The following is a 24,547-nucleotide window of genomic DNA, read 5'->3' on the forward strand; positions in this document are numbered from 1 at the left end:
CCCCTGTTAACCCCCTGCTAATCCCTAGTAAAAATAGTGTTACTCCTCTTTTAATAGGGAATTTGGTGTTATCTTGGTAATAATTTATATACCAATTAATTATAAACAAAAGGAGAGAAACTTTATGGCAATTTTACAAAATGGTCCGAACGGCCCTATTGTTGGGAAATTTGGTTCGGTGAATGCTTACCTATTGAATGGCCAAAATATCATACGCGGCGGTAAAAGAAAACGAACGTCTCCGCCTAGCGAGGCCGAGCTATTAAATAGAGAAAAACAGAAAATTGCAGGTAAGTTTGCCGCATGGAATAAAAGAATTCTTGAGTTTGGCTATCAGTCTCTAGCGAAAAAGGGAAGTCGTGTAGGTGCTTTCCAATTGGCACAGCGCCACATTTTTAAAGAAACTCTTGAATTAGATGAAGAGAATAAGCCTTTTGTTAACCTTGAAAAGCTATTGCTGTTTTCGGGTCCGCTTACCCCATTAGCCAACTGTCAAGTAAGCTTGGATGGCGACCAGATTGATCTTAGCTGGACTGTAGATGATCAGTATAAAAGTAGCATATATAAAATCAATCTGGGATTGATAAGCTTAGATGCCGAGTCGCATCTAAGAACCTCTATTGCCAATGTCAATCAGGGCACCTGCTCGTTGCAATTTGAGGAGATAAGCAGAAAAACAGGTGATCTCCATGTTTATGTTGGTGTGTGGGATACACTGGAGGGAGACTTCTCGAATTCCATCTATTGTGGGGTTATATAGTTGTTTTCGACGGAATCCATAAGCTGGCTTAGAAAGATGTTATGTGCAAAGATAAGATTAGTGGCAAGGCTTTATAATTTAAAGCTTTGCCATTTTTGAGATTATTCAACTTAAATAGAGCTAGAAGATATATGAATAATATGTTTTGATATTGTGCTATGAAAAATAAAGATTTATTTATCGCCGATTTGATTAGGATATTTCCAAATTTAGAAGAAGAAATTCTGGATGAAGATTATAGTTTTTCTATTACTTTACAAATGGGAAGTCTTAAACGGTATATTCAGAAAGCTATAGATGATGACAACTCAGATCTATTTGATGCTGTGGTAGCTTTTCTTAACGAAAATTTGCCTTTGGTTGATAAGAAGGTACAGAATACAATTTTTATTAGCTTTTTAGAGAAATTAGACTTCTCAGGTACACCCAAATTTAAACAGAAGCTAGTTGGAACCTTAAGAAGAGCTCATGGTTACTGGAAGTTACACGATCGGAAAAAAATACCTGGTTAAATTAAGATTGGACTATGGATATGAATTTAGAATATGATAGTTGTAATTGTAGTTTTCGAATAGCGAATTATCATTATGTTTGAGAGCTAACTTTGCACTTTAAAGCTTAAATCGGTGTATTTTTTGTTGTACTTTTATCCCAATGACCGATATTCAAAAGAGATTCGACCGCATACTTGCTATTTATATGCATCTACAGGCTAAACCTGTGGTCACTGCTGCTGCTTTGGCAGAACGCTATGAAGTAAGTCCGCGTACGATTTATCGTGATATCAGATCCCTGATGCAAGCAGGGATTCCGATTTACGGTGAAGCGGGAAGCGGTTATTCTTTGGTGGAGGGATATAAAATGCCACCTCTGCAATTTACCCGAGAGGAGGCATTGAGTTTTGTGGCAGCGGAGAAACTGGTGGAAAAGTATACAGATCGGAATCTTGCGCATCATTTTACAACAGCATTGCTAAAAATGAAAGCCATATTACGGGGTAACGAAAAAGAACAGGTAGCCTTAGTTGGGGATAACTTTCTGGTGCGCGGTGGGCGTCATCAATTCAATGAGAAGCTAACCCATGGCACCAATATACTGATCGAAAGCATCGCTGCTAAAAAATGTGTGGAAATCTATTATTCCAAACCTTCGGATAAAACTCCAGAAAGGCGTGAAATCGAAGCTGTGGGTATTTTTGTGGAGAGCAAGTTTTGGTATGTCCTCGCTTTTTGTAGATTACGACAAGATTACAGGCAATTCCGTTTGGACAGAATAAACAATATTAGAATACTTGCCGAAGATTTTGGAAAAGAGCATCCCGAGTTATCTTTCTTTCTGAATAAACGTCATGACGTTCCCACGACAAAAGTCGTTGTGCAAGTAGATAAGGATATGGCCCGCTATATGGAATGGGATCGTCACTATTTTGGTTTCCAAAAGGAAACTGTCACCGATAATTATGTAGAGATGCATTTCGAATGCATTAATATGGAGAACGGCTTTGCGCGCTGGTATCTGATGTTTGCTGATAAAGGAACAATTATTGAACCCGAATCGTTAAAAGAGGTCGTAAAGCGTCTGCTTTCATCGGCTTTGGAACAAATCTAAAAGATACTATCCATAACCTAATTTACAGTTGTTTTTTGAGCAACTGCGGATGCAGAGATTCGATATGCCTTCGGTATCTGTTCGAGCCTGCTTCGTGTCAGAGTAAGCTTGTATCCGCGGTGAGTCTGACATGAGTCCGTGGTGACTCCGAGTTTAACTCGGAGTCACCACGGTTGTACTTCTTTCTCACCCCGCATTTATGTGCGATAGGGCACGAATCAGACCAGAAAGAGGGGCGAATAGAAATCGAAGGATGCTCAAATAGTGGGAATAACACGGACTCAAGATCGGCGCAATGGATAATCGGTGCGAGTATGAGTTTTTGAGGAGGTGACTAACTACCCTCTTTCCCAAAAAAATGGAGGTTCTATACCAAGTAATCTTAGATAAACAAATCCTTGGCCACGGTGGTGGATTTCATTATCGATAAAATAAAGGATGCTGTGAATGACTGGCGATTTGTACTGGCCGAATAGGTTGAATTCTTCGGCAAAGCGTTCTTCTGGAATTTGATTGAACAATTCACTGATCTGAGGAGTAGCTTCATCCCAGGCCTGAAGCAATTGTGCTTTGGTCGAATAACTGAGATTCTCATTGAGTTCGCCGCTCTTGTTGGTGACAATTTCTTGGAGACCTGGCGCAGCAATACCTAATAGCTCCTTAATCATATCTGCAAAAGTGCGCATGCCTTCTACTTTGTAATTGAACAATCCTTCTTCTGGAAATTTTTCAATAGTCTGTCTTGTCAGGTTTCTGTGGCCTAACCAATGCTGAAGTAGCTCGTTTTTGGAAATGATTTCTGTTTTCATGATTCTCGTATTTTAAAGTTTTTATAGTAAGCAATACATCGCCTTCTGCGTTGTACGATAGTTCAAAATTAGGGTGATCTGTGACAACTGTATGGCAGCAGAAATAAATGCAAGTAATTTTATTTTTCTGGAGGTGATTTAATCGGAGCGGAGAGCTGGATAGGTATTATTCGGAAATTTGACGCGGATAAAGAAAAGATCTAGAAAATAAAAAAAATAATTCACTAATTATTTGACAGTTATAAAAATGTTTGTAACTTTGCAGTCCCTTAATGGGAATAGTATGTCTTGAGCGAAGCCCTACTGCTTCGAAGGACTTTTAATTAATTAATTTACAACATGTCAGGTATTATTGGAAAAAAAGTAGGAATGACGAGCCTGTTTAACGCTGATGGGAAAAATATTCCTTGTACAGTGATTCAGGCCGGGCCGTGCGTGGTTACGCAGATACGTACGGAAGAAAAGGATGGCTACTCGGCAATTCAACTTGGTTTCGACGAAGCTAAGGAGAAAAACACGACAGCTCCTTTGAAAGGGCACTTTGCGAAAGCAAACACAACGCCTAAGCGTAAGTTGGTAGAGTTTAAAACTTTCCCAGATGCAAAACAACTTGGTGACGTAGTTGACGTTACTCTTTTTGAAGAAGGTGAGTACGTAGATGTAGTCGGTACTTCAAAAGGTAAAGGTTTCCAAGGTGTAATGAAACGTCATGGATTTGGTGGTGTAGGTGGTGCGACTCACGGTCAGCACAACAGATTACGTGCTCCAGGTTCATTAGGTGCTTCATCATGGCCTTCACGCGTATTCAAAGGTATGCGCATGGCTGGTCGTACAGGTGGTGACAGAGTTAAAGTTCAAAACTTACAGGTGTTGAAAGTTTACGCTGAGCAAAACCTTATCGTTGTTAGTGGTTCCATTCCAGGAGCTAAAGGTTCTTATGTAATCGTAGACAAATAGTAGAGATGGAAGTTAAAGTTTTAAATTTATCAGGTAAAGAAACAGGTGCCAAGGTGCAACTTCCTGAGTCGGTATTTGGGTTAGAGCCTAACGATCATGCGATCTATTTGGATGTGAAACAATACTTAGCGAACCAACGCCAAGGAACTCACAAATCTAAACAACGTAACGAAATCGCGGGTTCTACTCGTAAATTACACAAACAAAAAGGTACTGGTGGTGCTCGTGCGGGTTCTATCAAATCTCCATTGTTTAATGGTGGTGGTCGTGTATTCGGTCCTCAACCTCGTGACTACTCGTTCAAATTGAACAAAAAATTGAAACAAGTAGCACGTAAATCAGCATTGTCTTACAAAGCAAAAGATAATAACATTGTGGTATTGGATGAAGTAAAATTCGATGCTATCAAAACTAAAAACTATGTTGCTTTAATCAATGCGTTGAATGTAGCTGATGAGAAAACATTGTTGGTATTGCCAGCTTACGATGAAATTGTTTATAAATCAAGCAGAAACTTGAAAAAAGCAAAAGTTATTGTTGCATCTGATTTAAATACATATGATGTATTGAACGCAACAAAATTATTGTTGACTACAGATTCTGTTAAATCTTTGGAGGAAGCATTAGCTAAGTAATATGGAAATTATTAAAAAACCTATCTTGACTGAGAAAGCTTCTATGTTAACGGAGAAATTAAACCGTTACGCTTTCAAAGTAGATCACAGAGCAAACAAAATCCAGATTAAAGCAGCTGTTGAGGCTATGTTTGGTGTTACAGTTCTTGCTGTAAACACTGCAGTAGTAGCTGGTAAAGCAAAAAGCCGTTACACAAAAGCAGGTTTCGTATCTGGTAGAGCTCCTAAGTATAAAAAGGCTGTCATTACTATTAAAGACGGCGAAACTATTGACTTTTACAGTACTATATAATAAAAAATGGCAGTTAAAAGATTCAAACCGGTAACCCCTGGTACTCGTTTTAGAGTAGGCGCTGACTACTCTGATGTTACTACAAACGTTCCTGAAAAATCGTTAGTAGTAAAAATCAACAAGAAATCAGGCGGTCGTAATAACTCCGGTAAAATGACTATGCGTTATCTCGGTGGGGGACATAAAAAAGTATACCGATTAATTGATTTCAAACGCGATAAAAAAGATATCCCTGCAAAAGTAGCTACTATCGAGTACGATCCAAACCGTACTGCTCGTATTGCCTTGTTGCATTACGCTGATGGTGAAAAACGTTACATCCTTGCTCCAGCTGGTTTAGTAGTTGGTCAAACTGTAATCGCAGGTGATAAAGTTGCCCCAGAAGTTGGTAATACATTACCATTAGCAAACATTCCATTGGGTTCTATCATCCACAACATTGAATTAAATCCTGGTCAAGGTGGTTCAATTGCTCGTTCGGCTGGTACTTATGCTCAATTGTCTGCTCGTGATGGTAAATATGCCATCATCAAATTGCCTTCGAGCGAAACACGTATGATCTTATTGACTTGTGTTGCTACAATTGGTTCAGTATCGAACCATGAAAGATCTAACCAAGTGTTAGGTAAAGCAGGTCGCAAACGTTGGTTAGGTCGTCGTCCAAGAGTTCGTGGTGTTGCGATGAACCCAGTAGATCACCCTATGGGTGGTGGTGAAGGCCGTACTTCAGGAGGTCACCCACGCTCACGTACAGGTGTATTAGCTAAAGGCTTCAAAACACGTTACAAGAAGAAAACATCGAATCGTTACATCATTGAGAGAAGGAAAAAATAATGGCTCGTTCAATTAAAAAAGGTCCTTATATCGATCACAACTTAGAAAGAAAAGTTCTTTCTATGAATGAAACTAACAAAAAGTCAGTTATCAAAACATGGTCTCGTAGATCAATGATTTCACCTGATTTTGTTGGCCATACCTTCGCAGTGCACAACGGGAATAAATTTATCCCTGTTTATGTAACAGAGAATATGGTAGGTCACAAGCTTGGTGAATTCGCGCCTACGCGTACATTCAGAGGCCACGCAGAAAAGAAAAAATAATAGGTAATGGAAGCAACAAAAAAACTTAAAAAGTCTGTCTTAATTAGACAACGCAAAGAGCAAGAGAAAGCTCAAAAAGGAGGAGCTTCGGATGCCAAATTATTGAACTGCCCTACTTCGCCTCGTAAGATGCGTTTAGTGGTAGACTTAATTCGCGGTCAACGTGTTGAAAATGCATTATACATTTTGAAACACTCAAGTAAAGAAGCTGCTGCTCGTGTAGAAAAATTATTATTATCTGCAATCAAAAACTGGGAAGCCAAAAACGAAGGTAAATCAGTGGAAGAAAGCGAACTAATTGTAAAAGAAGTATCAGTAGGTGGCGGTCGTCAATTGAAAAGATTGCGTCCAGCTCCTCAAGGTCGCGGATACAGAGTTCGTAAACGTTCAAATCACGTTACGTTGGTAGTTGATAGCAAATTAAACGTTGAACAAAACTAATTTATTGAGAAATGGGACAAAAAGCAAATCCAATAGGTAGCAGATTAGGAATCATCAAAGGTTGGGATTCTAACTGGTTCGGAGGTAAAAACTATTCCGATAAATTAGTTGAAGACGAAAAAATCAGAAAATATCTTTCTGTTCGTATTGCAAAAGGTGGTGTAGCTAAAGTTGTTATCGAAAGAACTTTAAAACGTATCACTGTTACAATTCACACTGCTCGTCCAGGTATCGTTATCGGTAAAGGTGGTCAAGAAGTTGACAAGATCAAAGAAGAGTTGAAAAAACTGACTAAAAAGGATGTTCAAATCAACATTTTCGAGATCAAACGCCCTGAGTTAGATGCTAAGTTAGTAGCTGAAGGTGTCGCTAAACAATTAGAGGCACGTATTTCATTCCGTCGTGCAATGAAAACTTCAATCGCTTCTACCATGCGTATGGGTGCAGAAGGTATCAAAATCATGTGTTCTGGTCGTTTAGGTGGTGCTGAAATGGCGCGTACTGAACAATACAAAGAAGGAAGAACTCCTTTACACACATTGCGTGCTGATATCGACTACGCTTTAGCTGAAGCATTGACTACATACGGTAAAATCGGTATCAAAGTTTGGATCTGTAAAGGTGAGGTTTACGGTAAACGTGACTTATCTCCAAACATTGGTCAAGCATCTGGTGTAAAATCACGTGGCAACCACGAAGGTGGTGGCGAGCGTCGTGACAACCGTAACAACAAAGGTGGTCGCGGTGGAAACAACCGTGGTGGAAACCGTGGTGGAAACAACCGTGGTCCGAAAAAAGATTAATAGTTATTTAGATTACAACAAAAACCTGCTGAAAAAGCAGATTTAAAAAGTATACGAACATGTTACAGCCAAAAAGAACGAAGTTCAGAAAGATGCAGAAAGGCCGCATGAAAGGTAACGCTTCTCGTGGAGCGGAGTTAGCTTTCGGTTCTTTCGGTATCAAAACAATGGAGCAAGCATGGATCACTAGTCGTCAAATCGAGGCAGCTCGTATTGCGGTTACACGTTATATGAAACGTGAAGGTCAAGTTTGGATTCGTATTTTCCCTGACAAACCTGTTACGAAAAAACCTGCAGAGGTACGTATGGGTAAAGGTAAGGGTGCTCCAGAATACTGGGTAGCAGTAGTACGCCCAGGCCGTATGTTATTTGAAGCAGAAGGTGTGCCTTTGGAAATTGCCAAAGAAGCTTTACGCCTTGCAGCGCAAAAACTTCCGGTTCAAACTAAGTTTGTGATTCGTAGAGACTACGTTGAAGCATAAAAATCTTGGTAATGTCATCATTTAAGCGTTAGGGCCGTTACCCCTAACGCTATATATAAAGCGATGATAACCCAAATAACAACTGAAAAAACATGAAAAATTCAGAAATTTTAGAATTATCTAATGAGGACTTAAAAGCTCGTCTTGTAGAAGAGAAAACAGCCCTTACAAAATTGAAATTTGCACATGCTGTTTCAGCTATTGAGAACCCTAACGTGATCAAAGCAGCACGCAAAACTATCGCTCGTATCAGTACAGAGATCAGTGCACGCAAAGCTGCAGCTAAAAATGAAACAGCCTCTGAGGCGTAAAATTTAAAGTCGAAATGGAAAGAAATTTAAGAAAAACAAGAATCGGCTTAGTAGTTAGCAACAAGATGGACAAATCTATCGTGGTATCAGTGGAACGTAAAGTGAAACACCCGATCTATGGTAAGTTCGTTAAAAAAACTACTAAATTTAAAGCTCATGACGAAACTAATACCTGCGGTATCGGCGATACGGTATTAATCATGGAAACTCGTCCGCTGAGTAAAACAAAAAACTGGAGATTAGTAGAAATTATAGAAAGAGCTAAATAACATGGTACAACAAGAATCAAGACTTAATGTAGCTGACAATAGCGGTGCTAAACAAGTTTTAGTAATCCGTGTATTGGGCGGTACGCGCAAGCGTTATGCATCAATCGGAGATAAGATTGTTGTATCGGTGAAAAGCGCTATGCCTTCAGGAAACGTGAAAAAAGGTTCCGTTTCTAAAGCAGTAGTGGTTAGAACGAAAAAGGAAATCCGTCGTAAAGATGGTTCATATATCCGTTTCGATGACAACGCCGCTGTATTATTAAATAATAATGATGAACCACGTGGTACACGTATCTTTGGCCCTGTTGCCAGAGAGTTGCGTGAGAAACAGTTCATGAAAATTGTATCATTAGCACCGGAGGTTTTATAATTATGGCACAGAAAACAAAAACAACTACGCACAAAATCAAAATTAAAAAAGGTGATTTAGTGAAAGTTATCGCTGGTAACTCTAAAGGTGTTCAAGGAAAAGTATTAACTGTTTTAGTGGATAAAAATAGAGCTATCGTTGAGGGCGCTAACATCGTAAAAAAACACACTAAACCAAGTGCAGCTAATCCTAATGGTGGTATCATTGAGAAAGAAGCTGGTATTCACATCTCTAATTTAGCTGTTATCGATCCTAAAACAGGTGCAACTACACGTGTAGGTCGTAAGTTAAATGCAGATGGTAAATTAGTTCGTTACGCTAAAAAATCAGGGGAGGAAATTAAATAATGACTTACGTACCAAGATTAAAAGTGAAATATGCGGAAGAAATCCGTAAAGCACTTCAAGAAAAATTTCAGTATAAAAGTATTATGCAGGTTCCTAAACTTGAGAAAATCGTTGTTTCACAAGGCGTAGGAGCTGCAACAGCTGACAAAAAATTAATCGATAACGCTATCGCTGAGTTGACTTTAATCACAGGTCAACAAGCCGTTGCTACAAAATCGAAAAAAGATATTTCAAACTTTAAATTACGTAAAGGTATGCCTGTAGGGGCACGTGTTACTTTACGTGACAACAATATGTTTGAATTCTTGGATCGTTTGGTAGCAGTATCGCTTCCACGTATTCGTGACTTCCGCGGTATCAACGATAAAGGTTTCGACGGACGTGGTAACTATAACTTAGGTATCACTGAGCAAATCATTTTCCCTGAGATCAACATTGATAAAATCAACAAGATCCAAGGTATGGATATCACTTTCGTGACTTCTGCTCAAAATGATGTTGAGGCTTTAGAATTGTTGAAACAATTCGGTTTACCATTTAAAAATCAAAATACTAATAACAATGGCTAAAGAAGGATTAAAAGCACGCGAAGTAAAACGCGCTAAATTGGTAGCTAAATATGCGGCAAAACGTGCAGAATTAAAAGCTGCTGGCGATTACGTTGCATTAGATAAATTACCTAAAAATGCTTCTCCAGTACGTTTACACAATCGTTGTAAATTGACTGGCCGTCCTAAAGGATATATGCGTCAATTCGGTATCTCTCGTGTGACTTTCCGTGAGATGGCTTTAGATGGCAAAATCCCAGGGGTGAAAAAAGCTTCTTGGTAATTAAAAAAAAATACTTAATTTTGCCCGGGCAATTCAACTGAGGATTGCCGGGGTTTTTGCATTTTAAAATTGTTTAACAGATAGAAGGTCCCATACCAATGGTTGGGAGGGAAACCGCTGTCACAAATTTTCATATATAATGACTACAGATCCAATTGCGGATTACCTTACACGAGTAAGGAATGCCATCAAGGCCAACCACAGGGTTGTTGAAATTCCTGCATCGAACCTAAAAAAAGAGATCACTAAAGTTCTTTTTGATAAAGGTTACATTGCTAATTACAAATTCGATGAGAATGGCGTACAGGGTACGATCAAAATCGCATTGAAATATAATCCAATTAGCAAAATTCCGGCTATTCGTACGTTGACACGTGTGAGTAAACCTGGTTTAAGAAAGTATGCAAGCGTTGATACTATGCCTCGTGTTTTGAACGGTTTAGGTATTGCTATCTTGTCAACATCGAAAGGTGTAATGACAGATAAAGAAGCTAGACTTCAAAATGTTGGTGGTGAAGTTTTATGTTACGTTTATTAATCTAGGTAAAAGCACAAAGAAATGTCAAGAATTGGAAAAGCGCCTATCGCTATCCCTGCTGGGGTAACTGTTACTATTTCGGACAAAAACTTAGTTTCAGTAAAAGGTCCTAAAGGCGAATTAACACAACAAGTTGACCGTGACATCACGATTGCTCAAGAAGAGGGCAATATCGTTGTAACACGTCCAACTGATCAAAAGAAACACAAAGCATTACACGGTCTATACCGCTCCCTGTTGGCTAACATGGTTCACGGTGTGACTGAAGGTTACAAAACTACGCAAGAGTTAGTCGGTGTAGGTTACCGTGCTTCAAGTACTGGTAATGTATTAGAGTTAACTTTAGGTTTCTCTCACCAGATTGTTTTTGTATTGCCAAACGAGGTTAAAGTATCAACTACTGCTGACAAAGGTAAAAACCCTACAATCACTTTAGAGTGTGCTGACAAACAATTGATCGGTCAGGTAGCGGCTAAAATCCGTGGCTTCCGTAAACCAGAACCTTACAAAGGAAAAGGTGTTAAGTTTGCAGGTGAAGTATTGAGAAGAAAAGCAGGTAAATCAGCTAAAAAATAATAATCATGGCAGGACAAAAAGCATCTCGTAGAGAGAGAATCAAAAAAGGAATCAGAAAAAACCTTGCTGGAACGTCTGAACGTCCACGTTTATCGGTTTTTAGAAGTAACAAAGGTATCTATGCGCAAATCATTGATGACAATGCAGGTAAAACATTAGTTGCTGCATCTAGCTTGTCAAAAGAGTTTGTTGCATCTGGTAACAAGGTTGATCAATCTAAAGCTGTAGGTAAATTGGTGGCTGAAAAAGCAGTAGCAGCAGGTATTAATAAAGTAGTTTTTGACCGTAATGGGTACTTATACCATGGCCGTATCAAATCTTTGGCTGAAGGTGCTCGCGAAGGCGGTTTAGACTTTTAATCATAGAAAGAAATGGCATTAAGCAATATAAAAAGAGTAAAATCAAGCGAAATTGAATTAAAAGATCGCTTAGTAAGTATCCAACGTGTAGCTAAAGTTACTAAAGGTGGTCGTACTTTCAGCTTCTCTGCAATTGTTGTAGTAGGTGATGAAAACGGTATCGTAGGTTACGGTTTAGGTAAAGCTAAAGAGGTAACTGAAGCAATCACGAAAGGTATCGATGACGCAAAGAAAAATTTGGTAAAAGTTCCTATTATCAAAGGTACTGTTCCTCACGCGCAATATGGTAAATATTCTGGTGGTTCAGTTTTGATTAAACCAGCTGTAGGTGGTACGGGAGTTTTAGCAGGTGGTGCAATGCGTGCAGTATTGGAGTCTGCTGGTATCAAAGATGTATTGGCTAAATCATTAGGTTCTTCTAACCCACACAACGTGGTAAAAGCAACTGTAACTGCTTTAGCAGAAATGCGTGATGCGTATACAGTAGCACAACACCGCGGTGTCGATTTGAATAAAGTATTTAACGGTTAATTATCATGGCAAAAATCAAAATCACCCAGATAAAGAGCGTTATCGACAGAAGCGAGCGCCAAAAGAAAACTATTGAGGCATTGGGTTTGAAAAGAATCAACCACTCAGTAGAAGTTGAAGCTACTCCATCAATTATTGGAATGGTACGTAAAGTAAACCATTTAGTAGCTATCGAAACTATTTAATATTAGCATATGGAAGAGGTCTTTGGGCTTCTTCCATTACTTGTTATTAATAATCATTATTTTTTAATCGCTAGTACCTGTTTAGTGAGAGCGAAGGGCTAGCACAATTTAGTTTAAAAATGAACTTAAGTAATTTAAAACCTGCAAAAGGTGCAGTAAAAAGTAGCAAACGTATTGGCCGTGGTACTGGTTCTGGTCGTGGTGGTACTTCAACGCGTGGTCACAAAGGTGCTGGTTCTCGTTCAGGTCACTCTACGAAAATCGGTTTCGAAGGTGGTCAAATGCCTTTGCAACGTCGTGTGCCTAAATTTGGTTTCAAAAACATCAACCGTGTTGAGTACAATGGTGTAAACCTAGATACTTTACAAGCGTTGATCGAGAAACACAATTTAACAGCTGTAGATTTCGACGCATTGAAAGCTCATGGTTTAGTGTCTAAAAATGACAAAGTTAAAATCTTGGGTCGCGGTGAATTGAAAGCTAAAGTTGAAGTAACAGCGCACGCGTTTACTGCTTCTGCTCAAAAAGCTATTGAAGCTGCAGGCGGTTCTATCGTTAAAATTTAATAAATGAAGAAACTAATCACAACCTTAACCAATATTTGGAAAATCGATGATTTACGTACGCGTATTCTAAATACCTTACTTTTTCTTTTGATTTACCGTATTGGATGTCACGTGGTATTACCAGGTGTAAATCCTCATGCTTTGGCCTCTGGTCAAAAAGAGGGTTTATTGGGCTTACTGGATATGTTTGCGGGGGGATCTTTCTCTCGTTCGGCTATCTTTGCTTTAGGGGTAATGCCATATATCTCGGCATCCATTGTTGTTCAATTGCTGGGCATCGCGGTTCCTTACTTCCAAAAGATGCAGAAGGAAGGGGAAAGTGGTCGTCAAAAAATGAATCAAATTACTCGCTATTTAACTTTAGGGATTACTTTGCTTCAGGCTTTTGCTTATGTACGTACTCAAATCGAGCCAAGTGCTAAGACAATAGCTGACCCATTATTCACTATTCTAACTGCTATAGTTTTGACAGGCGGTACTTTATTTGTGATGTGGTTAGGGGAAAAAATTACTGATAAAGGTATCGGTAATGGTATTTCTTTGATCATCATGACTGGTATTATCGCTCAATTGCCAAGTGGTATCACTGCGGAATGGGTTTCTAGAATGGCGAAAGGTGGTGGTGGTCCAATTCCATTGTTGCTTGAATTTGTAGCTTTGTTCTTTGTTGTGATCTTTACGATCTTGATCGTACAAGGTGTTCGTAAGATCCCTGTACAATACGCGAAGAAAAGCGTTGGAAACAAGCAAGTCGGTGGAGTACGTCAGTATATACCGTTAAAGGTAAATGCTGCAGGTGTAATGCCTATCATTTTTGCGCAGGCAATCATGTTTGTGCCAATGAGTTTAGGACAGTTCTTCCCAAATCTTCAGTCGGAATTTTTGACTTCGTTGAGTAACTATACGTCTGTAGCATATAACGTGACATTTGCGGTGTTAATTATCGCATTTACGTTTTTCTATACAGCGATTATGGTGAACCCACAACAGATGTCGGACGACATGAAGAAGAACGGAGGTTTTGTACCGGGTATTAAACCGGGATTGGAAACTAGTAATTTTATAGACCGCGTAATATCAAATATTACATTTCCAGGTGCAATTTTCTTAGCGATCATTGCTATTCTACCTGCTATTGCAAGTTTGTTTGGTATTAATAATCAATTTGCGCACTTCTACGGTGGTACGTCATTATTGATTTTAGTAGGTGCGGTGTTGGATACTTTGCAACAGATCGAATCTCATTTATTGATGCGTCATTACGATGGATTAATGAAAACAGGTCGTATTAAAGGTCGTTCGGCCGCGTCTGTTGAGGGAATGGATCATTCGGCAATTTAATTTCTTTAGATGTCTAAAGTATTTTATAAGTCAGCAGAAGATATAGAGCAATTGCGGAAGTCAGCAGATGTGCTTTCGCAATTGCTTGGTGAAATCGCAAAAGTGATTAAACCTGGGGTAAAGACTATATCTCTTGATAAATTAGCTTATGAGTATATTCATGATAACGGCGGGACGCCTGCGTTCTTAAATTATCAGGGATTTCCATATTCTTTGTGTATATCTGTCAACGATCAAATTGTACACGGCTTTCCAAGTGATTATGAAATTAAAGATGGAGATCTTGTTTCGGTCGATGGTGGTGTCAATCTGAACGGCTTTATCAGTGATTCCGCATACACCTTTGGTGTAGGTGAAATATCTGAGGAAGCACAGTTGTTATTGGATGTAACAAAGGAATCATTGTACAAAGGTGTTGAACAGGCGGTGGCTGGTAAACGTGTTGGGGATATTTCTTCAGCTGTTCAGGAGTATGTGAGCAAATTCGGATTCGGAATTGTTCGCGAGCTGGTTGGACACGGAGTTGGTTATCACTTACATGAAAAACCTGAGGTTCCTAATTATGGAAAACGAGGTGCTGGTCCTAAATTGGAAGAAGGTTTGGTTATTTGTATCGAACCGATGATCAATGCGGGGCGTGCGGGTGTTCGTTTTTGGGATGATGGTTGGACAGTAAGTACAGTGGATGGGAAATTATCGGCGCACTTCGAACAGATGGTTGCAATCCGAAAAGGAGAACCAGATGTGTTGCTGACATTCGAACATGTAGAGAAAGTTTTGAACAAAAAGTAGTTGGTTTTCAATTATTTTTATTTATCTTTGCACTCCTGTTCGCAGGCTTTTAAATTAAATTTAATCGAGAATATATGGCTAAACAAGCCTCAATAGAACAAGACGGTATAATTAGAGAGGCACTTTCTAATGCTATGTTTAGGGTAGAGTTGGAAAATGGACATGAAATCATTGCCCATATTTCTGGTAAAATGCGCATGCACTATATCAAAATTTTACCTGGTGATAAAGTTAAATTGGAAATGTCTCCGTATGATTTGACTAAAGGAAGGATTACTTATCGCTATAAATAGCTGTAAGCCCTTGTATTAGCGCAAGCTTTTGAAAAAATAAATATCATGAAAGTAAGAGCATCAATAAAAAAACGTAGCGCGGACTGTAAGATCATCCGTCGTAAAGGTAAAGTTTTTGTAATCAACAAAAAGAACCCAAAGTTTAAACAACGTCAGGGTTAATTCATTAAAAAAATAATAGCTTAATATTATATGGCAAGGATAGCAGGTATTGATTTACCTAAAAACAAAAGAGGTGTGATCGGCCTTACCTATATTTTTGGTATCGGTCGTACAAGAGCTGAATATATCTTGGAAAAAGCTGGTATCAGCGAAGATGTGAAGGTACAAGAGTGGAATGATGAGCAATTGGCAGCAATTCGTACCATCATTAACGACGAATTGAAAGTGGAAGGTGCATTGCGTTCTGAAATTCAATTAAACATCAAACGTTTAATGGATATCGGTTGTTACCGTGGATTGCGTCACCGTAAACACTTACCAGTTCGTGGTCAACGTACTAAAAACAACTCACGTACTCGTAAAGGTAAACGTAAGACAGTTGCAAACAAGAAAAAAGCTACTAAATAATAAATAAGAAATGGCTAAAACTAAAAAAGCTGCAAAAAAGCGTATCGTTGTTATCGAACCTGTAGGTCAGGCTCACATTAACGCAACGTTTAACAATATCATTGTAACTTTGACAAATAATCAAGGTCAAACTATTTCTTGGTCTAGTGCTGGTAAAATGGGTTTCCGTGGTTCTAAAAAGAACACTCCATACGCTGCTGGTCAAGCTGCACAAGACTGTGGAAAAGTTGCTCACGACTTGGGTTTACGTAAAGTTGAAGTGTTTGTTAAAGGACCTGGTGCTGGTCGTGAATCGGCAATCAGAACATTGCAAACAGTAGGAATCGATGTGACTACTATCAAAGATATCACTCCACTTCCTCACAACGGTTGTCGTCCTCCAAAACGCAGAAGAGTTTAATTAATTTAAAGATAAGATTCATCGGCTATAGGCTGATAGATACTTTAATTGTAAAAGAAAATGGCTAGATATACAGGACCTAAGTCCAAAATTGCCCGTAAATTTAGAGAGCCGATCTTCGGCCCAGATAAAGCGTTAGAAAAGAAAAATTACCCTCCTGGACAACATGGAGCTTCTAAACGCAGAGGTAAACAATCTGAATATGCTATTCAGTTGTTAGAAAAACAAAAAGCAAAATACACTTACGGTGTATTGGAGCGTCAGTTCTCAAACTTATTTGTTAAAGCTGCCTCTAAACAAGGTATTACAGGTGAGATCTTCTTGAAATTGTTAGAAGCTCGCTTGGATAACGTAGTTTACCGTTTAGGTATCGCTACTTCTCGTGCCGCTGCTCGTCAGTTGGTATCCCATAAACACGTTACTGTTAACGGCGAAGTTGTTAACATTCCATCATATAGCTTGCGTCCAGGTGACGTTGTAGCAGTTCGTGAACGTTCTCAAACACTTGAAGCCATCACAAATTCAGTTGCAGGTCGTACTGTAAACAAATTTTCTTGGTTAGAGTGGAATGCGAAAGAATTGACAGGTACTTTCTTAAGCTATCCAGAAAGAGCTGACATTCCTGAAAACATCAAAGAGAACTTAATCGTTGAGTTATACTCTAAATAATAAATAAAATAGAAGAATGCATAGTCCAATTTTTGGGGTATGCATCTTCTATTGTATTACAATTATTATTACAAATAAAACATTAAAAGAAAATAAATGGCAATTTTAGCATTTCAAAGACCGGATAAAGTTATCATGCAAAAATCTACGGATTTTGATGGTACGTTTGAATTTCGTCCATTGGAGCCTGGTTTTGGTGTAACCATTGGTAATGCTTTGCGCCGTATTCTATTGTCCTCTTTAGAAGGATATGCAATTACGTCGATAAGGTTTTCTGGCGTTTCGCACGAATTTTCAACGATCAAAGGTGTTGTTGAAGACGTAACTGAAATTATCTTGAACTTGAAACAAATTCGTTTCAAAAAAACAGGTGAGATTGGTGACAACGAAAAGGTATTTGTAGTAATCAATGGTCAAGAGCAATTCTTAGCTGGTGATATCACAAAATTCTCTAATAACTTTACGGTCTTAAACCCAGACATGGTAATCTGTAACATGGATAATTCAGTGACAATTGAATTGGAATTGAGTATTGCCAAAGGTCGTGGATACGTAAATGCTGATGAGAATAAAGTTGTTGATGCTCCAGTAGGTGTTATCGCAATCGATTCGATCTTTACTCCGATCAAGAATGTTAAATATACCATTGAGAATTACCGTGTAGAGCAAAAGACTGACTACGAGAAATTGTTGTTGGATATCTCTACTGATGGCTCAATTCACCCCGAAGAAGCTTTGAAAGAAGCTGCTAAGATCTTAATTCAACACTTTATTTTATTCTCTGATGAGAATATGCTTCTTGAGTCTCAAACGAAAGAAGAAACTAAAGTTGTTGATGAAGAAATCTTACATATGCGTAAGATCTTGAAAACAGAATTAGTAGATCTTGATCTTTCAGTTCGCGCATTGAACTGTTTGAAAGCTGCGGATATTCGCACATTGGCTGAGTTGGTAACTTATGACGTAGCTGATATGTTGAAATTCAGAAACTTCGGTAAAAAATCGTTAAGCGAAATCCAAGAGTTGGTTAAATCGAAAGGTTTATCATTCGGAATGAACTTGGCAAAATACAAATTAGACGAAGAATAATAATTTATTAAGCGACCACTAGTCGTAATTCCTTTTGGCTGTCTGGATATGTGATGTTCACATAAATGACATATACAAAAACGGTACGATTAGTATAATAAAATCAAAATGAGACACGGAAAAAAAGTAAATCACTTAGGCCGTACGGATAGCCATAGAAAAGCAATGTTGGCTAACATGGCAACATCATTAATCCTACACAAACGTATTACAACTACTTTGGCTAAAGCTAAAGCTTTACGTACGTATGTTGAGCCTTTGATTACTAAATCTAAAAACGACACAACACACTCTCGTCGTACAGTATTCGCTTATTTGAAAGATAAAGACGCTGTTTCTATCTTATTCCGCGAAATTTCTGAAAAAGTAGCTAACCGTCCAGGTGGTTACACTCGTATCATTAAAATGGAAAACCGTTTAGGTGATAACGCGGAAATGGCTTTCATCGAACTAGTTGATTACAACGAAATCTACGGTAAAAAAGCTGCTGCTGCTGAGAAAAAAGCTACTCGTCGTCGTGGTGGTGCTAAAAAAGCTACTACTGCTGAAACTGAAGCTCCTGCAGAAGTTAAAGCTGAAGTAGAAGGTGAAGAAAAAGTAGACGGAGAATAGTCTTCTTCTGATCTAGCATAAAAAAGTCCTCTTTTTAAGGGGGCTTTTTTTATTTTATGACCATTCCTACCGTTATAACTAATATATTTGTATTGCTAAAATCTGATAGCTTTTTCTATTACTAGCTATTTCGTTTATCAATCTATAATTCATTAAGATGAAACCATTTGATGTTTATCCCATTAATCCCATTAACATAGTAAAGGCTAATGGATCAACGGTGTGGGATGCCGAAGGAAATGCTTACTTGGACTTGTATGGTGGCCATGCTGTGATATCGATCGGACACACGCACCCACATTATGTACAACGCATCACAGAACAATTGAACCGTATTGGGTTCTATTCCAACTCTGTCGAGATTCCAATTCAGCGTGAACTTGCCCGATTGTTAGGGGAAGTTTCGGGAAAGGTTGATTATGATTTATTTCTTTGCAATTCTGGCGCGGAAGCAAATGAAAACGCATTGAAGCTGGCATCTTTTTACAATAAGCGAAAAAAAGTCATAGCGTTTTCAAAAGCGTTTCATGGAAGAACCTCATTGGCCGTAGCGGCAACAGATAACCCGAGTATCGTGGCTCCCGTCAACGAGACCGATAATATTGTATTTCTTCCTTTCAATGATGAAGCGGCTTTGACTGAGGCTTTCGCATCATATGGTAATGAAATTTCATCTGTTATCGTAGAAAGTATCCAGGGCGTAGGTGGAATCAGAGAAGCGTCAGTATCGTTTCTTCAGTTGATTCGCTCTCTTTGTGATCAATATAATGCTGTGTTTATTGCGGACGAAGTGCAATGTGGGTATGGAAGAACAGGCTTATTCTATGCGCAGGACTATTCAGGCGTTGAAGCCGATATTTACACGATGGCAAAAGGTATGGGCAATGGTTTTCCAATTGGTGCAATCAGTATATCGCCCAAATTTAAAGCGACTTACGGGAGTTTGGGGACGACATTTGGTGGCAATCATCTCGCATGTGCTGCCGCACTGGCTGTATTGGAGATTATCCAACAAGATAAACTGATGGAGAATGCGGCTCAAGTCGGACAATATCTTATTGATGAGCTTAAGCAAATCGAGGAAATTGTCGAAGTGAGAGGCCGAGGATTAATGATCGGTATAGAACTACCTGAATCTTTGGCCCATGTGAAGAAAGATCTCTTGGTAAAGAACCGTATCTTTACAGGGGAGGCTAAGCCTTTTGTGATTCGCTTGTTGCCTGCTTTGAATATTACGAAAGATCATGCTGATCAGTTTTTATCGGCATTGAAAGCACATATCAAAGCAGTAACGGTTGCATAGAACCTTAAAGCTGTCGATCAAATTATCCAATAGCCACACATTGGCTCATGTAAATTTGATTGCGCTGTAGTAGTTAGAATATATACTGAGTGTGACGGGCCTATTGATTGCTCGTTGAAAATGCACTCGAATAAATAAATATAGATGAAAAAGTTTTTCTCTGTTAAGGATGTGTCTAGTGTAGCGGACGTTGTTCAAGAAGCGTTAGCTTTGAAAGCGGCACCATATGACAATCAGGACCTTGGTCAACATAAAACGTTGGGACTTGTATTTTTGAATCCGAGTTTGCGTACGCGTCTGAGCACACAAAAAGCGGCAATGAATTTGGGCATGAATGTGATGGTCATGAATATGGATAAAGATGGTTGGGCGCTTGAAACACAGGATGGTGTTGTGATGAACGGGACAACTGTTGAACATATTCGCGAGGCCGCTGCTGTTATGGGTGAGTATTGTGATATTTTGGGACTTCGTTCCTTTCCAAAATTGAAAGATCGTGAAGAGGATTATAGTGAAGACCTGTTCAACAAATTCATTAAGTACTGTGGTGTTCCTGTTGTTTCCTTAGAGAGTGCAACACGCCATCCACTGCAGAGTTTGACAGATATGATTACCATCACTGAGTACAAGAAGACTGAAAAGCCGAAAGTGGTATTGGCTTGGGCTCCGCATGTTAAGGCATTACCTCAAGCGGTACCTAATTCTTTCGCAGAATGGATGTGCAAAGCACAAGAAGAGGGATTGGTTGATTTTACGATAGCTCAACCTATGGGCTATGAGTTAAGTGAAGAATTTACCGCTGGAGCAACCATATCTAATAATCTTGAAGAAAGTTTAAAGAATGCTGATTTTGTCTATGTGAAAAACTGGTCTTCTTATCAAGAATATGGCGAGGTATATGGTGTTGATGAAGATTGGATGATGGATAACAAGAAGCTCAATTTGACGAATGATGCCAAAGTAATGCATTGTTTGCCAGTAAGAAGAGATCTTGAATTGTCTTCTGAGATTTTAGATGGACCAAATTCACTCGTGATTAAAGAGGCTAGCAACCGTGTATGGGCTGCTCAGGTTGTTTTGAAACGTATGTTAGAGGATTTGGCATAGTCCAATCCTATAGATTATTGAAAAACTATTTTTATTGGGAAAAGTTGCGTAATGGCTAATAGTGTATTAAATATAATTAAAATTGGCGGGAATATTATTGATGATGAACGCCAATTGGATTCTTTTTTGGAAAAGTTCTCTGCATTGTCAGGGAAAAAGATTCTTGTACATGGCGGTGGTAAAATAGCGACTCGCCTGGCTAGTGAACTTGGAATTGAAGCCCAAATGATAGAAGGGCGTCGTGTGACAAATGAGGAAATGTTACGCATTGTAACAATGGTATACGCTGGATTGACAAACAAGACAATCGTTGCTAAGTTGCAAAATTTGAAATGCGATGCCGTCGGATTAACCGGAGCTGATGGGGATGTCATAAAAGCTATAAAGCGTCCTGTAAAAGATATCGATTATGGCTTTGTAGGTGATTTGTTGCATGACTCTGTAAATACCCTGGCCATCAAGAAGTTTTTGGAAGCAGGGTTTGTTCCTGTGTTTTCAGCTATTACACACAATGGCCTTGGACAATTGCTCAATACCAACGCGGATACTATAGCTTCTTCATTGGCGGTGTCTTTGGCTTCATTATATGAAACTTCTCTGGTTTATTGTTTTGAGAAGAACGGCGTTTTGCGCGATGTAACAGATGAGAATTCAGTAATCCCAACGATTAAGTCAGAAGAGTTTGAACATCTTAAGGAATCCGGCGTGGTGAATGACGGGATGATTCCTAAGTTGCAAAATGCATTCAATGCTATAAATAAAGGTGTTCAAGAGGTCTATATTGGAAATGCTAATAATTTGCATTTGTTTCAACAAGGACAATTTGGCACTTGCTTGACATTAAAATAAAAATCTAACCTAAACCCAACGATCGCTATGAAAAAGGTCACCATTATCGGAAGCGGTAATATCGGTCTTTCTTTGGCAAAAGGACTTGTAAAAAGTGAATTTGCCAATGCTGCCGATATTACATTGACGAGGAGAAATTTGAATGCACTGGCCGAAGAAGCGAGCCAGGGCTTCTCAGTAAGTAATGATAATAGGCTCGCTGTAAAGGGGGCTGATATTGTTGTTTTCGCAATACTACCTCAACAACTAAAAAAGGTATTGGTGGAAGTCGCTCCAGTCATTGACAAGACAAATCAGATTTTTGTCTCTATTGTGTCAGGAGTCTCTTGTGCTGATTTGAAAGCAGAGTTGGGTGCAGATGCCACAGTTATACGGGCAATGCCCAACACAGCAATAGCAATAGCTCAATCAATGACTTGTATCGCCAGCGACAATGCTTCGGACGATAGTTTGAAGGAGGTTGAGAAGATGTTTGAAACTGTTGGTTCAGTGGTTGTCATTAATGAAGACCTGATGACATCGGCAACGGCATTGTGTGCCTGCGGTATTGCGTTCTTCCTGCGTGCTATTCGCGCGGCTTCACAAGGTGGAGTTGAAATCGGATTTCATGCGCATGACGCATTAAAAATGGCAGTTCAAACTGCAAAAGGCGCTGCTGATTTGCTATTGCATACCAATGCTCATCCAGAAGGAGAGATTGATAAGGTGACGTCACCAAAGGGATGTACAATAGCGGGATTGAACGAAATGGAACATAACGGTTTTAGTTCTGCTTTTATAAAGGGAATTAAACTGTCTGCGGATAAAGCAGGAGGACTATACCATGAAGGATAAACAGCGTCTATTTGAAGATGCGCTGGCCCTTTTAAAACAATTAATTGGACTGTCGTCTTTAAGTAAAGAGGAAGAGTTCACGGCAGATTTAATTGATCGCTTCTTTCAGGAGCGTGATATAAAAACACATCGGAAAGGCAATAATGTCTGGGTGTATAACGCCCATTATGATATCACTAAACCTACGATATTGCTTAATTCGCATCACGATACAGTTAAACCAAATACGGGTTATACGAGAGATCCTTTGGCAGCAACTGTAGAGGAAGGTAAATTGTTCGGATTGGGAAGCAATGATGCTGGGGGCTGTTTGGTATCATTGATAGCTACATTTTTGTATTTTTACCAGCAGACGGAGTTGAAGTATAACTTCTGTCTGGTCGCCAGTGCTGAAGAAGAGATCTCAGGTAAGAACGGTGTAGAATCTGTTTTGGATGATATCGGTCCAATTGATTTTGCAATTGTGGGTGAACCTACCTTATTGGATTTGGCAATTGCAGAAAAGGGGCTGATGGTGTTGGATTGTACCGCTTTAGGAACTGCTGGACATGCCGCACGTAATGAGGGCGATAATGCTATCTATAAAGCGATCAAGGATATTGAATGGTTTCAAAATTATACATTTGAAAGGACTTCTTCAACTTTAGGCCCAATTAAGATGTCGGTAACCGTGATTCAGGCGGGATCACAGCACAATGTGGTACCGGCTACTTGTAACTTTGTTGTCGATGTCAGAACCACAGATGCTTATTCGAATGAAGAGACGTTGGATATTATCAAGTCTCATGTAAAATCAGAGGTCACAGCGAGATCGACGCGCCTGAAGTCTTCTTCTATTCCTGAAACGCATCCAATCGTCAAAGCAGGCATTCTACTGGGACGTAAAGTATATGGTTCACCGACGATGAGCGATCAGGCTCTTATTCCTGTCCCTTCTCTGAAGCTGGGACCTGGCAATAGCGCGCGGTCGCATATGGCAGATGAGTTTATCTATATCGATGAAATTAGAGCAGGGATCGATCTCTATATCGCAATGTTAGAAAAGATAGTATAAAAAAAGCTTCCATAAAAATGGAAGCTTTTTTTATACTAGACTAAGCTGATTTGACGTTTGATACTCTCCTCAAGAGAGATGATCGTCTCGGTACGTTGAATCCCTGGTACGGATTGAATATCTTCATTCAATACTTTTCTCAGGTGAACTGTATCTCTACAGATAATTTTTGCAAAAATACTGTATTGGCCAGTACAATAGTGTAATTCGACCACTTCTTTGATTTCTTTCAATTTATCTACCGCATCTGCATATTGTGAACCTTTTTCAAGATAGATACCCAAAAAGGCCGTGATATCAAATCCGACTTTTTGAGGATTGATAATTAGATTTGACCCTCTAATGATACCTAGTTCTTCCATCTTCTTCATTCTAACGTGAATTGTACCACCTGATACAATTAGCTTTTTTGCTATTTCTGTATAAGGAATAGAGGCATCGTTCATTAGAATAGACAAGATTTGGATATCCAAATTGTCTAGATCATAGTTTGCATATTGATTTTCCATTAACAATGGTTTTTGTGTTCATTAATTGGTCGTTGCATCAAGATCTGACCAATAGCTAAAATAATTAAATTTATTTCAAAATTACTAAGAATTTTCGGTTTATAGATGTAAATTTAATAAAAAATACTTATTCATATTGATAATGTTATATGTTTTTGATTGAAAGTGATTATAATTGTTTCATGATGATCTTATTATAGGTTAAGTGATTGTTTTCATGTTTAATATCAAGATTATGATAAATTAATTTAGTATTGCCTTTTTTAGAAGTAGGAAAAACAGTTGGCATATTGAAAATCTAATCAGTTCGAATTTAGCATATGATGGGGCAAAATGTAGCAGACTGTGTGATGTT

At 38.9% G+C, this 24,547-nt stretch carries 39 protein-coding genes; 37 read left to right on the forward strand and 2 right to left on the reverse strand.

Annotated features, from left to right (window positions below):
• Positions 1-124: 124 nt before the first annotated feature.
• From B2X72_RS02170 to B2X72_RS02180, 3 genes are all read left to right on the forward strand, one after another.
• Positions 125-760 carry a hypothetical protein gene (locus B2X72_RS02170; protein ID WP_088160087.1) on the forward strand — a complete coding sequence of 212 codons (636 nt, stop codon included), beginning with the start codon at positions 125-127 and terminating at the stop codon, positions 758-760.
• Between the two features lie 158 nt (positions 761-918).
• Positions 919-1,272 carry a DUF7674 family protein gene (locus tag B2X72_RS02175; RefSeq protein WP_088160088.1) on the forward strand — a complete coding sequence of 118 codons (354 nt, stop codon included), beginning with the start codon at positions 919-921 and terminating at the stop codon, positions 1,270-1,272.
• A gap of 142 nt (positions 1,273-1,414) precedes the next feature.
• Entirely contained in the window at positions 1,415-2,368 is a 954-nt protein-coding gene (locus B2X72_RS02180; RefSeq protein WP_075990871.1) for a helix-turn-helix transcriptional regulator, read from the forward strand.
• 338 nt (positions 2,369-2,706) lie between these two features.
• Here B2X72_RS02180 and B2X72_RS02185 read toward each other — a convergent pair whose 3' ends face one another.
• Positions 2,707-3,177, reverse strand: a complete 471-nt coding sequence (locus tag B2X72_RS02185; RefSeq protein WP_075990872.1) for a DinB family protein — start codon at positions 3,175-3,177, stop codon at positions 2,707-2,709.
• Positions 3,178-3,516: 339 nt separating this feature from the next.
• Here B2X72_RS02185 and rplC point away from each other — a divergent pair, with 339 nt between their 5' ends.
• The 34 genes from rplC (at position 3,517) to B2X72_RS02355 (ending at position 23,683) form a co-directional block, all read left to right on the forward strand.
• Positions 3,517-4,134, forward strand: coding sequence for a 50S ribosomal protein L3 (rplC, locus tag B2X72_RS02190; RefSeq protein ID WP_046674864.1), 618 nt, complete (start codon positions 3,517-3,519; stop codon positions 4,132-4,134).
• Positions 4,135-4,139: 5 nt separating this feature from the next.
• Positions 4,140-4,769: a 50S ribosomal protein L4 gene (gene rplD, locus B2X72_RS02195; RefSeq protein WP_075990873.1), complete on the forward strand. Its 630-nt coding sequence runs from the start codon at positions 4,140-4,142 to the stop codon at positions 4,767-4,769.
• A gap of 1 nt (position 4,770) precedes the next feature.
• Complete coding sequence (gene rplW, locus B2X72_RS02200; protein ID WP_075990874.1) at positions 4,771-5,061, forward strand: 50S ribosomal protein L23; 291 nt, start codon at positions 4,771-4,773, stop codon at positions 5,059-5,061.
• Between the two features lie 6 nt (positions 5,062-5,067).
• A complete protein-coding gene (gene rplB, locus B2X72_RS02205; RefSeq protein WP_046674867.1) occupies positions 5,068-5,895 on the forward strand; it encodes a 50S ribosomal protein L2 in 828 nt (275 codons plus the stop codon).
• Complete coding sequence (rpsS, locus tag B2X72_RS02210; RefSeq protein ID WP_002997495.1) at positions 5,895-6,161, forward strand: 30S ribosomal protein S19; 267 nt, start codon at positions 5,895-5,897, stop codon at positions 6,159-6,161. The genes rplB and rpsS overlap by 1 nt, the downstream gene beginning before the upstream one ends.
• Positions 6,162-6,167: 6 nt before the next feature.
• Entirely contained in the window at positions 6,168-6,602 is a 435-nt protein-coding gene (gene rplV / locus B2X72_RS02215; protein ID WP_070570408.1) for a 50S ribosomal protein L22, read from the forward strand.
• Positions 6,603-6,613: 11 nt separating this feature from the next.
• Positions 6,614-7,405, forward strand: a complete 792-nt coding sequence (gene rpsC / locus B2X72_RS02220; RefSeq protein WP_075990875.1) for a 30S ribosomal protein S3 — start codon at positions 6,614-6,616, stop codon at positions 7,403-7,405.
• Positions 7,406-7,464: 59 nt separating this feature from the next.
• The gene (gene rplP / locus B2X72_RS02225) at positions 7,465-7,887 is read left to right on the forward strand and encodes a 50S ribosomal protein L16 (protein ID WP_046674870.1); all 423 of its coding nucleotides are present in this window, start codon (positions 7,465-7,467) and stop codon (positions 7,885-7,887) included.
• 92 nt (positions 7,888-7,979) lie between these two features.
• A complete protein-coding gene (rpmC, locus tag B2X72_RS02230; protein ID WP_046674871.1) occupies positions 7,980-8,198 on the forward strand; it encodes a 50S ribosomal protein L29 in 219 nt (72 codons plus the stop codon).
• Between the two features lie 14 nt (positions 8,199-8,212).
• Positions 8,213-8,467, forward strand: coding sequence for a 30S ribosomal protein S17 (rpsQ, locus tag B2X72_RS02235; protein ID WP_046674872.1), 255 nt, complete (start codon positions 8,213-8,215; stop codon positions 8,465-8,467).
• A gap of 1 nt (position 8,468) precedes the next feature.
• Complete coding sequence (gene rplN, locus B2X72_RS02240) at positions 8,469-8,837, forward strand: 50S ribosomal protein L14 (RefSeq protein WP_046674873.1); 369 nt, start codon at positions 8,469-8,471, stop codon at positions 8,835-8,837.
• 2 nt (positions 8,838-8,839) lie between these two features.
• Positions 8,840-9,184: a 50S ribosomal protein L24 gene (gene rplX, locus B2X72_RS02245; RefSeq protein ID WP_070570406.1), complete on the forward strand. Its 345-nt coding sequence runs from the start codon at positions 8,840-8,842 to the stop codon at positions 9,182-9,184.
• Positions 9,184-9,753, forward strand: a complete 570-nt coding sequence (rplE, locus tag B2X72_RS02250) for a 50S ribosomal protein L5 (protein ID WP_046674875.1) — start codon at positions 9,184-9,186, stop codon at positions 9,751-9,753. Before rplX ends, rplE begins: the two co-directional genes overlap by 1 nt.
• The gene (gene rpsN / locus B2X72_RS02255; protein ID WP_028071569.1) at positions 9,746-10,015 is read left to right on the forward strand and encodes a 30S ribosomal protein S14; all 270 of its coding nucleotides are present in this window, start codon (positions 9,746-9,748) and stop codon (positions 10,013-10,015) included. Before rplE ends, rpsN begins: the two co-directional genes overlap by 8 nt.
• 136 nt (positions 10,016-10,151) lie before the next feature.
• On the forward strand, positions 10,152-10,553 hold the full coding sequence (gene rpsH / locus B2X72_RS02260; RefSeq protein WP_223584601.1) for a 30S ribosomal protein S8: 402 nt from the start codon (positions 10,152-10,154) through the stop codon (positions 10,551-10,553).
• A gap of 21 nt (positions 10,554-10,574) precedes the next feature.
• Positions 10,575-11,129 carry a 50S ribosomal protein L6 gene (gene rplF, locus B2X72_RS02265; protein ID WP_088160090.1) on the forward strand — a complete coding sequence of 185 codons (555 nt, stop codon included), beginning with the start codon at positions 10,575-10,577 and terminating at the stop codon, positions 11,127-11,129.
• The gene (rplR, locus tag B2X72_RS02270) at positions 11,126-11,488 is read left to right on the forward strand and encodes a 50S ribosomal protein L18 (protein ID WP_172392455.1); all 363 of its coding nucleotides are present in this window, start codon (positions 11,126-11,128) and stop codon (positions 11,486-11,488) included. Before rplF ends, rplR begins: the two co-directional genes overlap by 4 nt.
• Positions 11,489-11,515: 27 nt before the next feature.
• The gene (rpsE, locus tag B2X72_RS02275) at positions 11,516-12,019 is read left to right on the forward strand and encodes a 30S ribosomal protein S5 (RefSeq protein ID WP_227550105.1); all 504 of its coding nucleotides are present in this window, start codon (positions 11,516-11,518) and stop codon (positions 12,017-12,019) included.
• Between the two features lie 5 nt (positions 12,020-12,024).
• On the forward strand, positions 12,025-12,204 hold the full coding sequence (gene rpmD / locus B2X72_RS02280; protein WP_046674880.1) for a 50S ribosomal protein L30: 180 nt from the start codon (positions 12,025-12,027) through the stop codon (positions 12,202-12,204).
• A 119-nt stretch (positions 12,205-12,323) separates the two neighbouring features.
• The gene (gene rplO / locus B2X72_RS02285) at positions 12,324-12,770 is read left to right on the forward strand and encodes a 50S ribosomal protein L15 (RefSeq protein WP_070570400.1); all 447 of its coding nucleotides are present in this window, start codon (positions 12,324-12,326) and stop codon (positions 12,768-12,770) included.
• A gap of 3 nt (positions 12,771-12,773) precedes the next feature.
• Positions 12,774-14,111, forward strand: coding sequence for a preprotein translocase subunit SecY (gene secY / locus B2X72_RS02290; protein ID WP_286848191.1), 1,338 nt, complete (start codon positions 12,774-12,776; stop codon positions 14,109-14,111).
• A gap of 9 nt (positions 14,112-14,120) precedes the next feature.
• Entirely contained in the window at positions 14,121-14,903 is a 783-nt protein-coding gene (gene map, locus B2X72_RS02295; protein ID WP_046674883.1) for a type I methionyl aminopeptidase, read from the forward strand.
• 74 nt (positions 14,904-14,977) lie between these two features.
• Entirely contained in the window at positions 14,978-15,196 is a 219-nt protein-coding gene (infA, locus tag B2X72_RS02300) for a translation initiation factor IF-1 (RefSeq protein WP_002997456.1), read from the forward strand.
• A 45-nt stretch (positions 15,197-15,241) separates the two neighbouring features.
• Positions 15,242-15,358, forward strand: a complete 117-nt coding sequence (gene ykgO, locus B2X72_RS02305) for a type B 50S ribosomal protein L36 (protein WP_013665024.1) — start codon at positions 15,242-15,244, stop codon at positions 15,356-15,358.
• A gap of 30 nt (positions 15,359-15,388) precedes the next feature.
• The gene (gene rpsM / locus B2X72_RS02310; RefSeq protein WP_046674884.1) at positions 15,389-15,766 is read left to right on the forward strand and encodes a 30S ribosomal protein S13; all 378 of its coding nucleotides are present in this window, start codon (positions 15,389-15,391) and stop codon (positions 15,764-15,766) included.
• 10 nt (positions 15,767-15,776) lie between these two features.
• Positions 15,777-16,166 (forward strand): 30S ribosomal protein S11, encoded by a 390-nt coding sequence (rpsK, locus tag B2X72_RS02315; protein WP_046674885.1) that lies wholly within the window; start codon positions 15,777-15,779, stop codon positions 16,164-16,166.
• A gap of 60 nt (positions 16,167-16,226) precedes the next feature.
• Positions 16,227-16,835 (forward strand): 30S ribosomal protein S4, encoded by a 609-nt coding sequence (gene rpsD, locus B2X72_RS02320; RefSeq protein ID WP_046674886.1) that lies wholly within the window; start codon positions 16,227-16,229, stop codon positions 16,833-16,835.
• Positions 16,836-16,931: 96 nt separating this feature from the next.
• Positions 16,932-17,924: a DNA-directed RNA polymerase subunit alpha gene (locus B2X72_RS02325; RefSeq protein WP_046674887.1), complete on the forward strand. Its 993-nt coding sequence runs from the start codon at positions 16,932-16,934 to the stop codon at positions 17,922-17,924.
• Positions 17,925-18,032: 108 nt separating this feature from the next.
• A complete protein-coding gene (gene rplQ / locus B2X72_RS02330) occupies positions 18,033-18,536 on the forward strand; it encodes a 50S ribosomal protein L17 (RefSeq protein WP_088160092.1) in 504 nt (167 codons plus the stop codon).
• Positions 18,537-18,693: 157 nt separating this feature from the next.
• Positions 18,694-19,839 carry an aspartate aminotransferase family protein gene (locus B2X72_RS02335; protein ID WP_088160093.1) on the forward strand — a complete coding sequence of 382 codons (1,146 nt, stop codon included), beginning with the start codon at positions 18,694-18,696 and terminating at the stop codon, positions 19,837-19,839.
• A gap of 144 nt (positions 19,840-19,983) precedes the next feature.
• Positions 19,984-20,946, forward strand: a complete 963-nt coding sequence (locus B2X72_RS02340) for an acetylornithine carbamoyltransferase (RefSeq protein ID WP_075990879.1) — start codon at positions 19,984-19,986, stop codon at positions 20,944-20,946.
• Between the two features lie 51 nt (positions 20,947-20,997).
• Positions 20,998-21,795, forward strand: a complete 798-nt coding sequence (argB, locus tag B2X72_RS02345; RefSeq protein WP_075990880.1) for an acetylglutamate kinase — start codon at positions 20,998-21,000, stop codon at positions 21,793-21,795.
• A 27-nt stretch (positions 21,796-21,822) separates the two neighbouring features.
• The gene (gene proC / locus B2X72_RS02350) at positions 21,823-22,629 is read left to right on the forward strand and encodes a pyrroline-5-carboxylate reductase (protein WP_075990881.1); all 807 of its coding nucleotides are present in this window, start codon (positions 21,823-21,825) and stop codon (positions 22,627-22,629) included.
• Positions 22,619-23,683: a M20 family metallo-hydrolase gene (locus B2X72_RS02355; RefSeq protein WP_088160094.1), complete on the forward strand. Its 1,065-nt coding sequence runs from the start codon at positions 22,619-22,621 to the stop codon at positions 23,681-23,683. The genes proC and B2X72_RS02355 overlap by 11 nt, the downstream gene beginning before the upstream one ends.
• A 35-nt stretch (positions 23,684-23,718) precedes the next feature.
• Here the strand turns inward: B2X72_RS02355 and B2X72_RS02360 are convergent, their stop codons facing one another.
• A complete protein-coding gene (locus tag B2X72_RS02360; protein WP_046674894.1) occupies positions 23,719-24,192 on the reverse strand; it encodes an Lrp/AsnC ligand binding domain-containing protein in 474 nt (157 codons plus the stop codon).
• Positions 24,193-24,547 lie beyond the last annotated feature (355 nt).

Origin of the sequence: Sphingobacterium sp. UBA7253, from assembly GCF_002472745.1 — a bacterium.
GTDB lineage: Bacteria > Bacteroidota > Bacteroidia > Sphingobacteriales > Sphingobacteriaceae > Sphingobacterium > Sphingobacterium siyangense.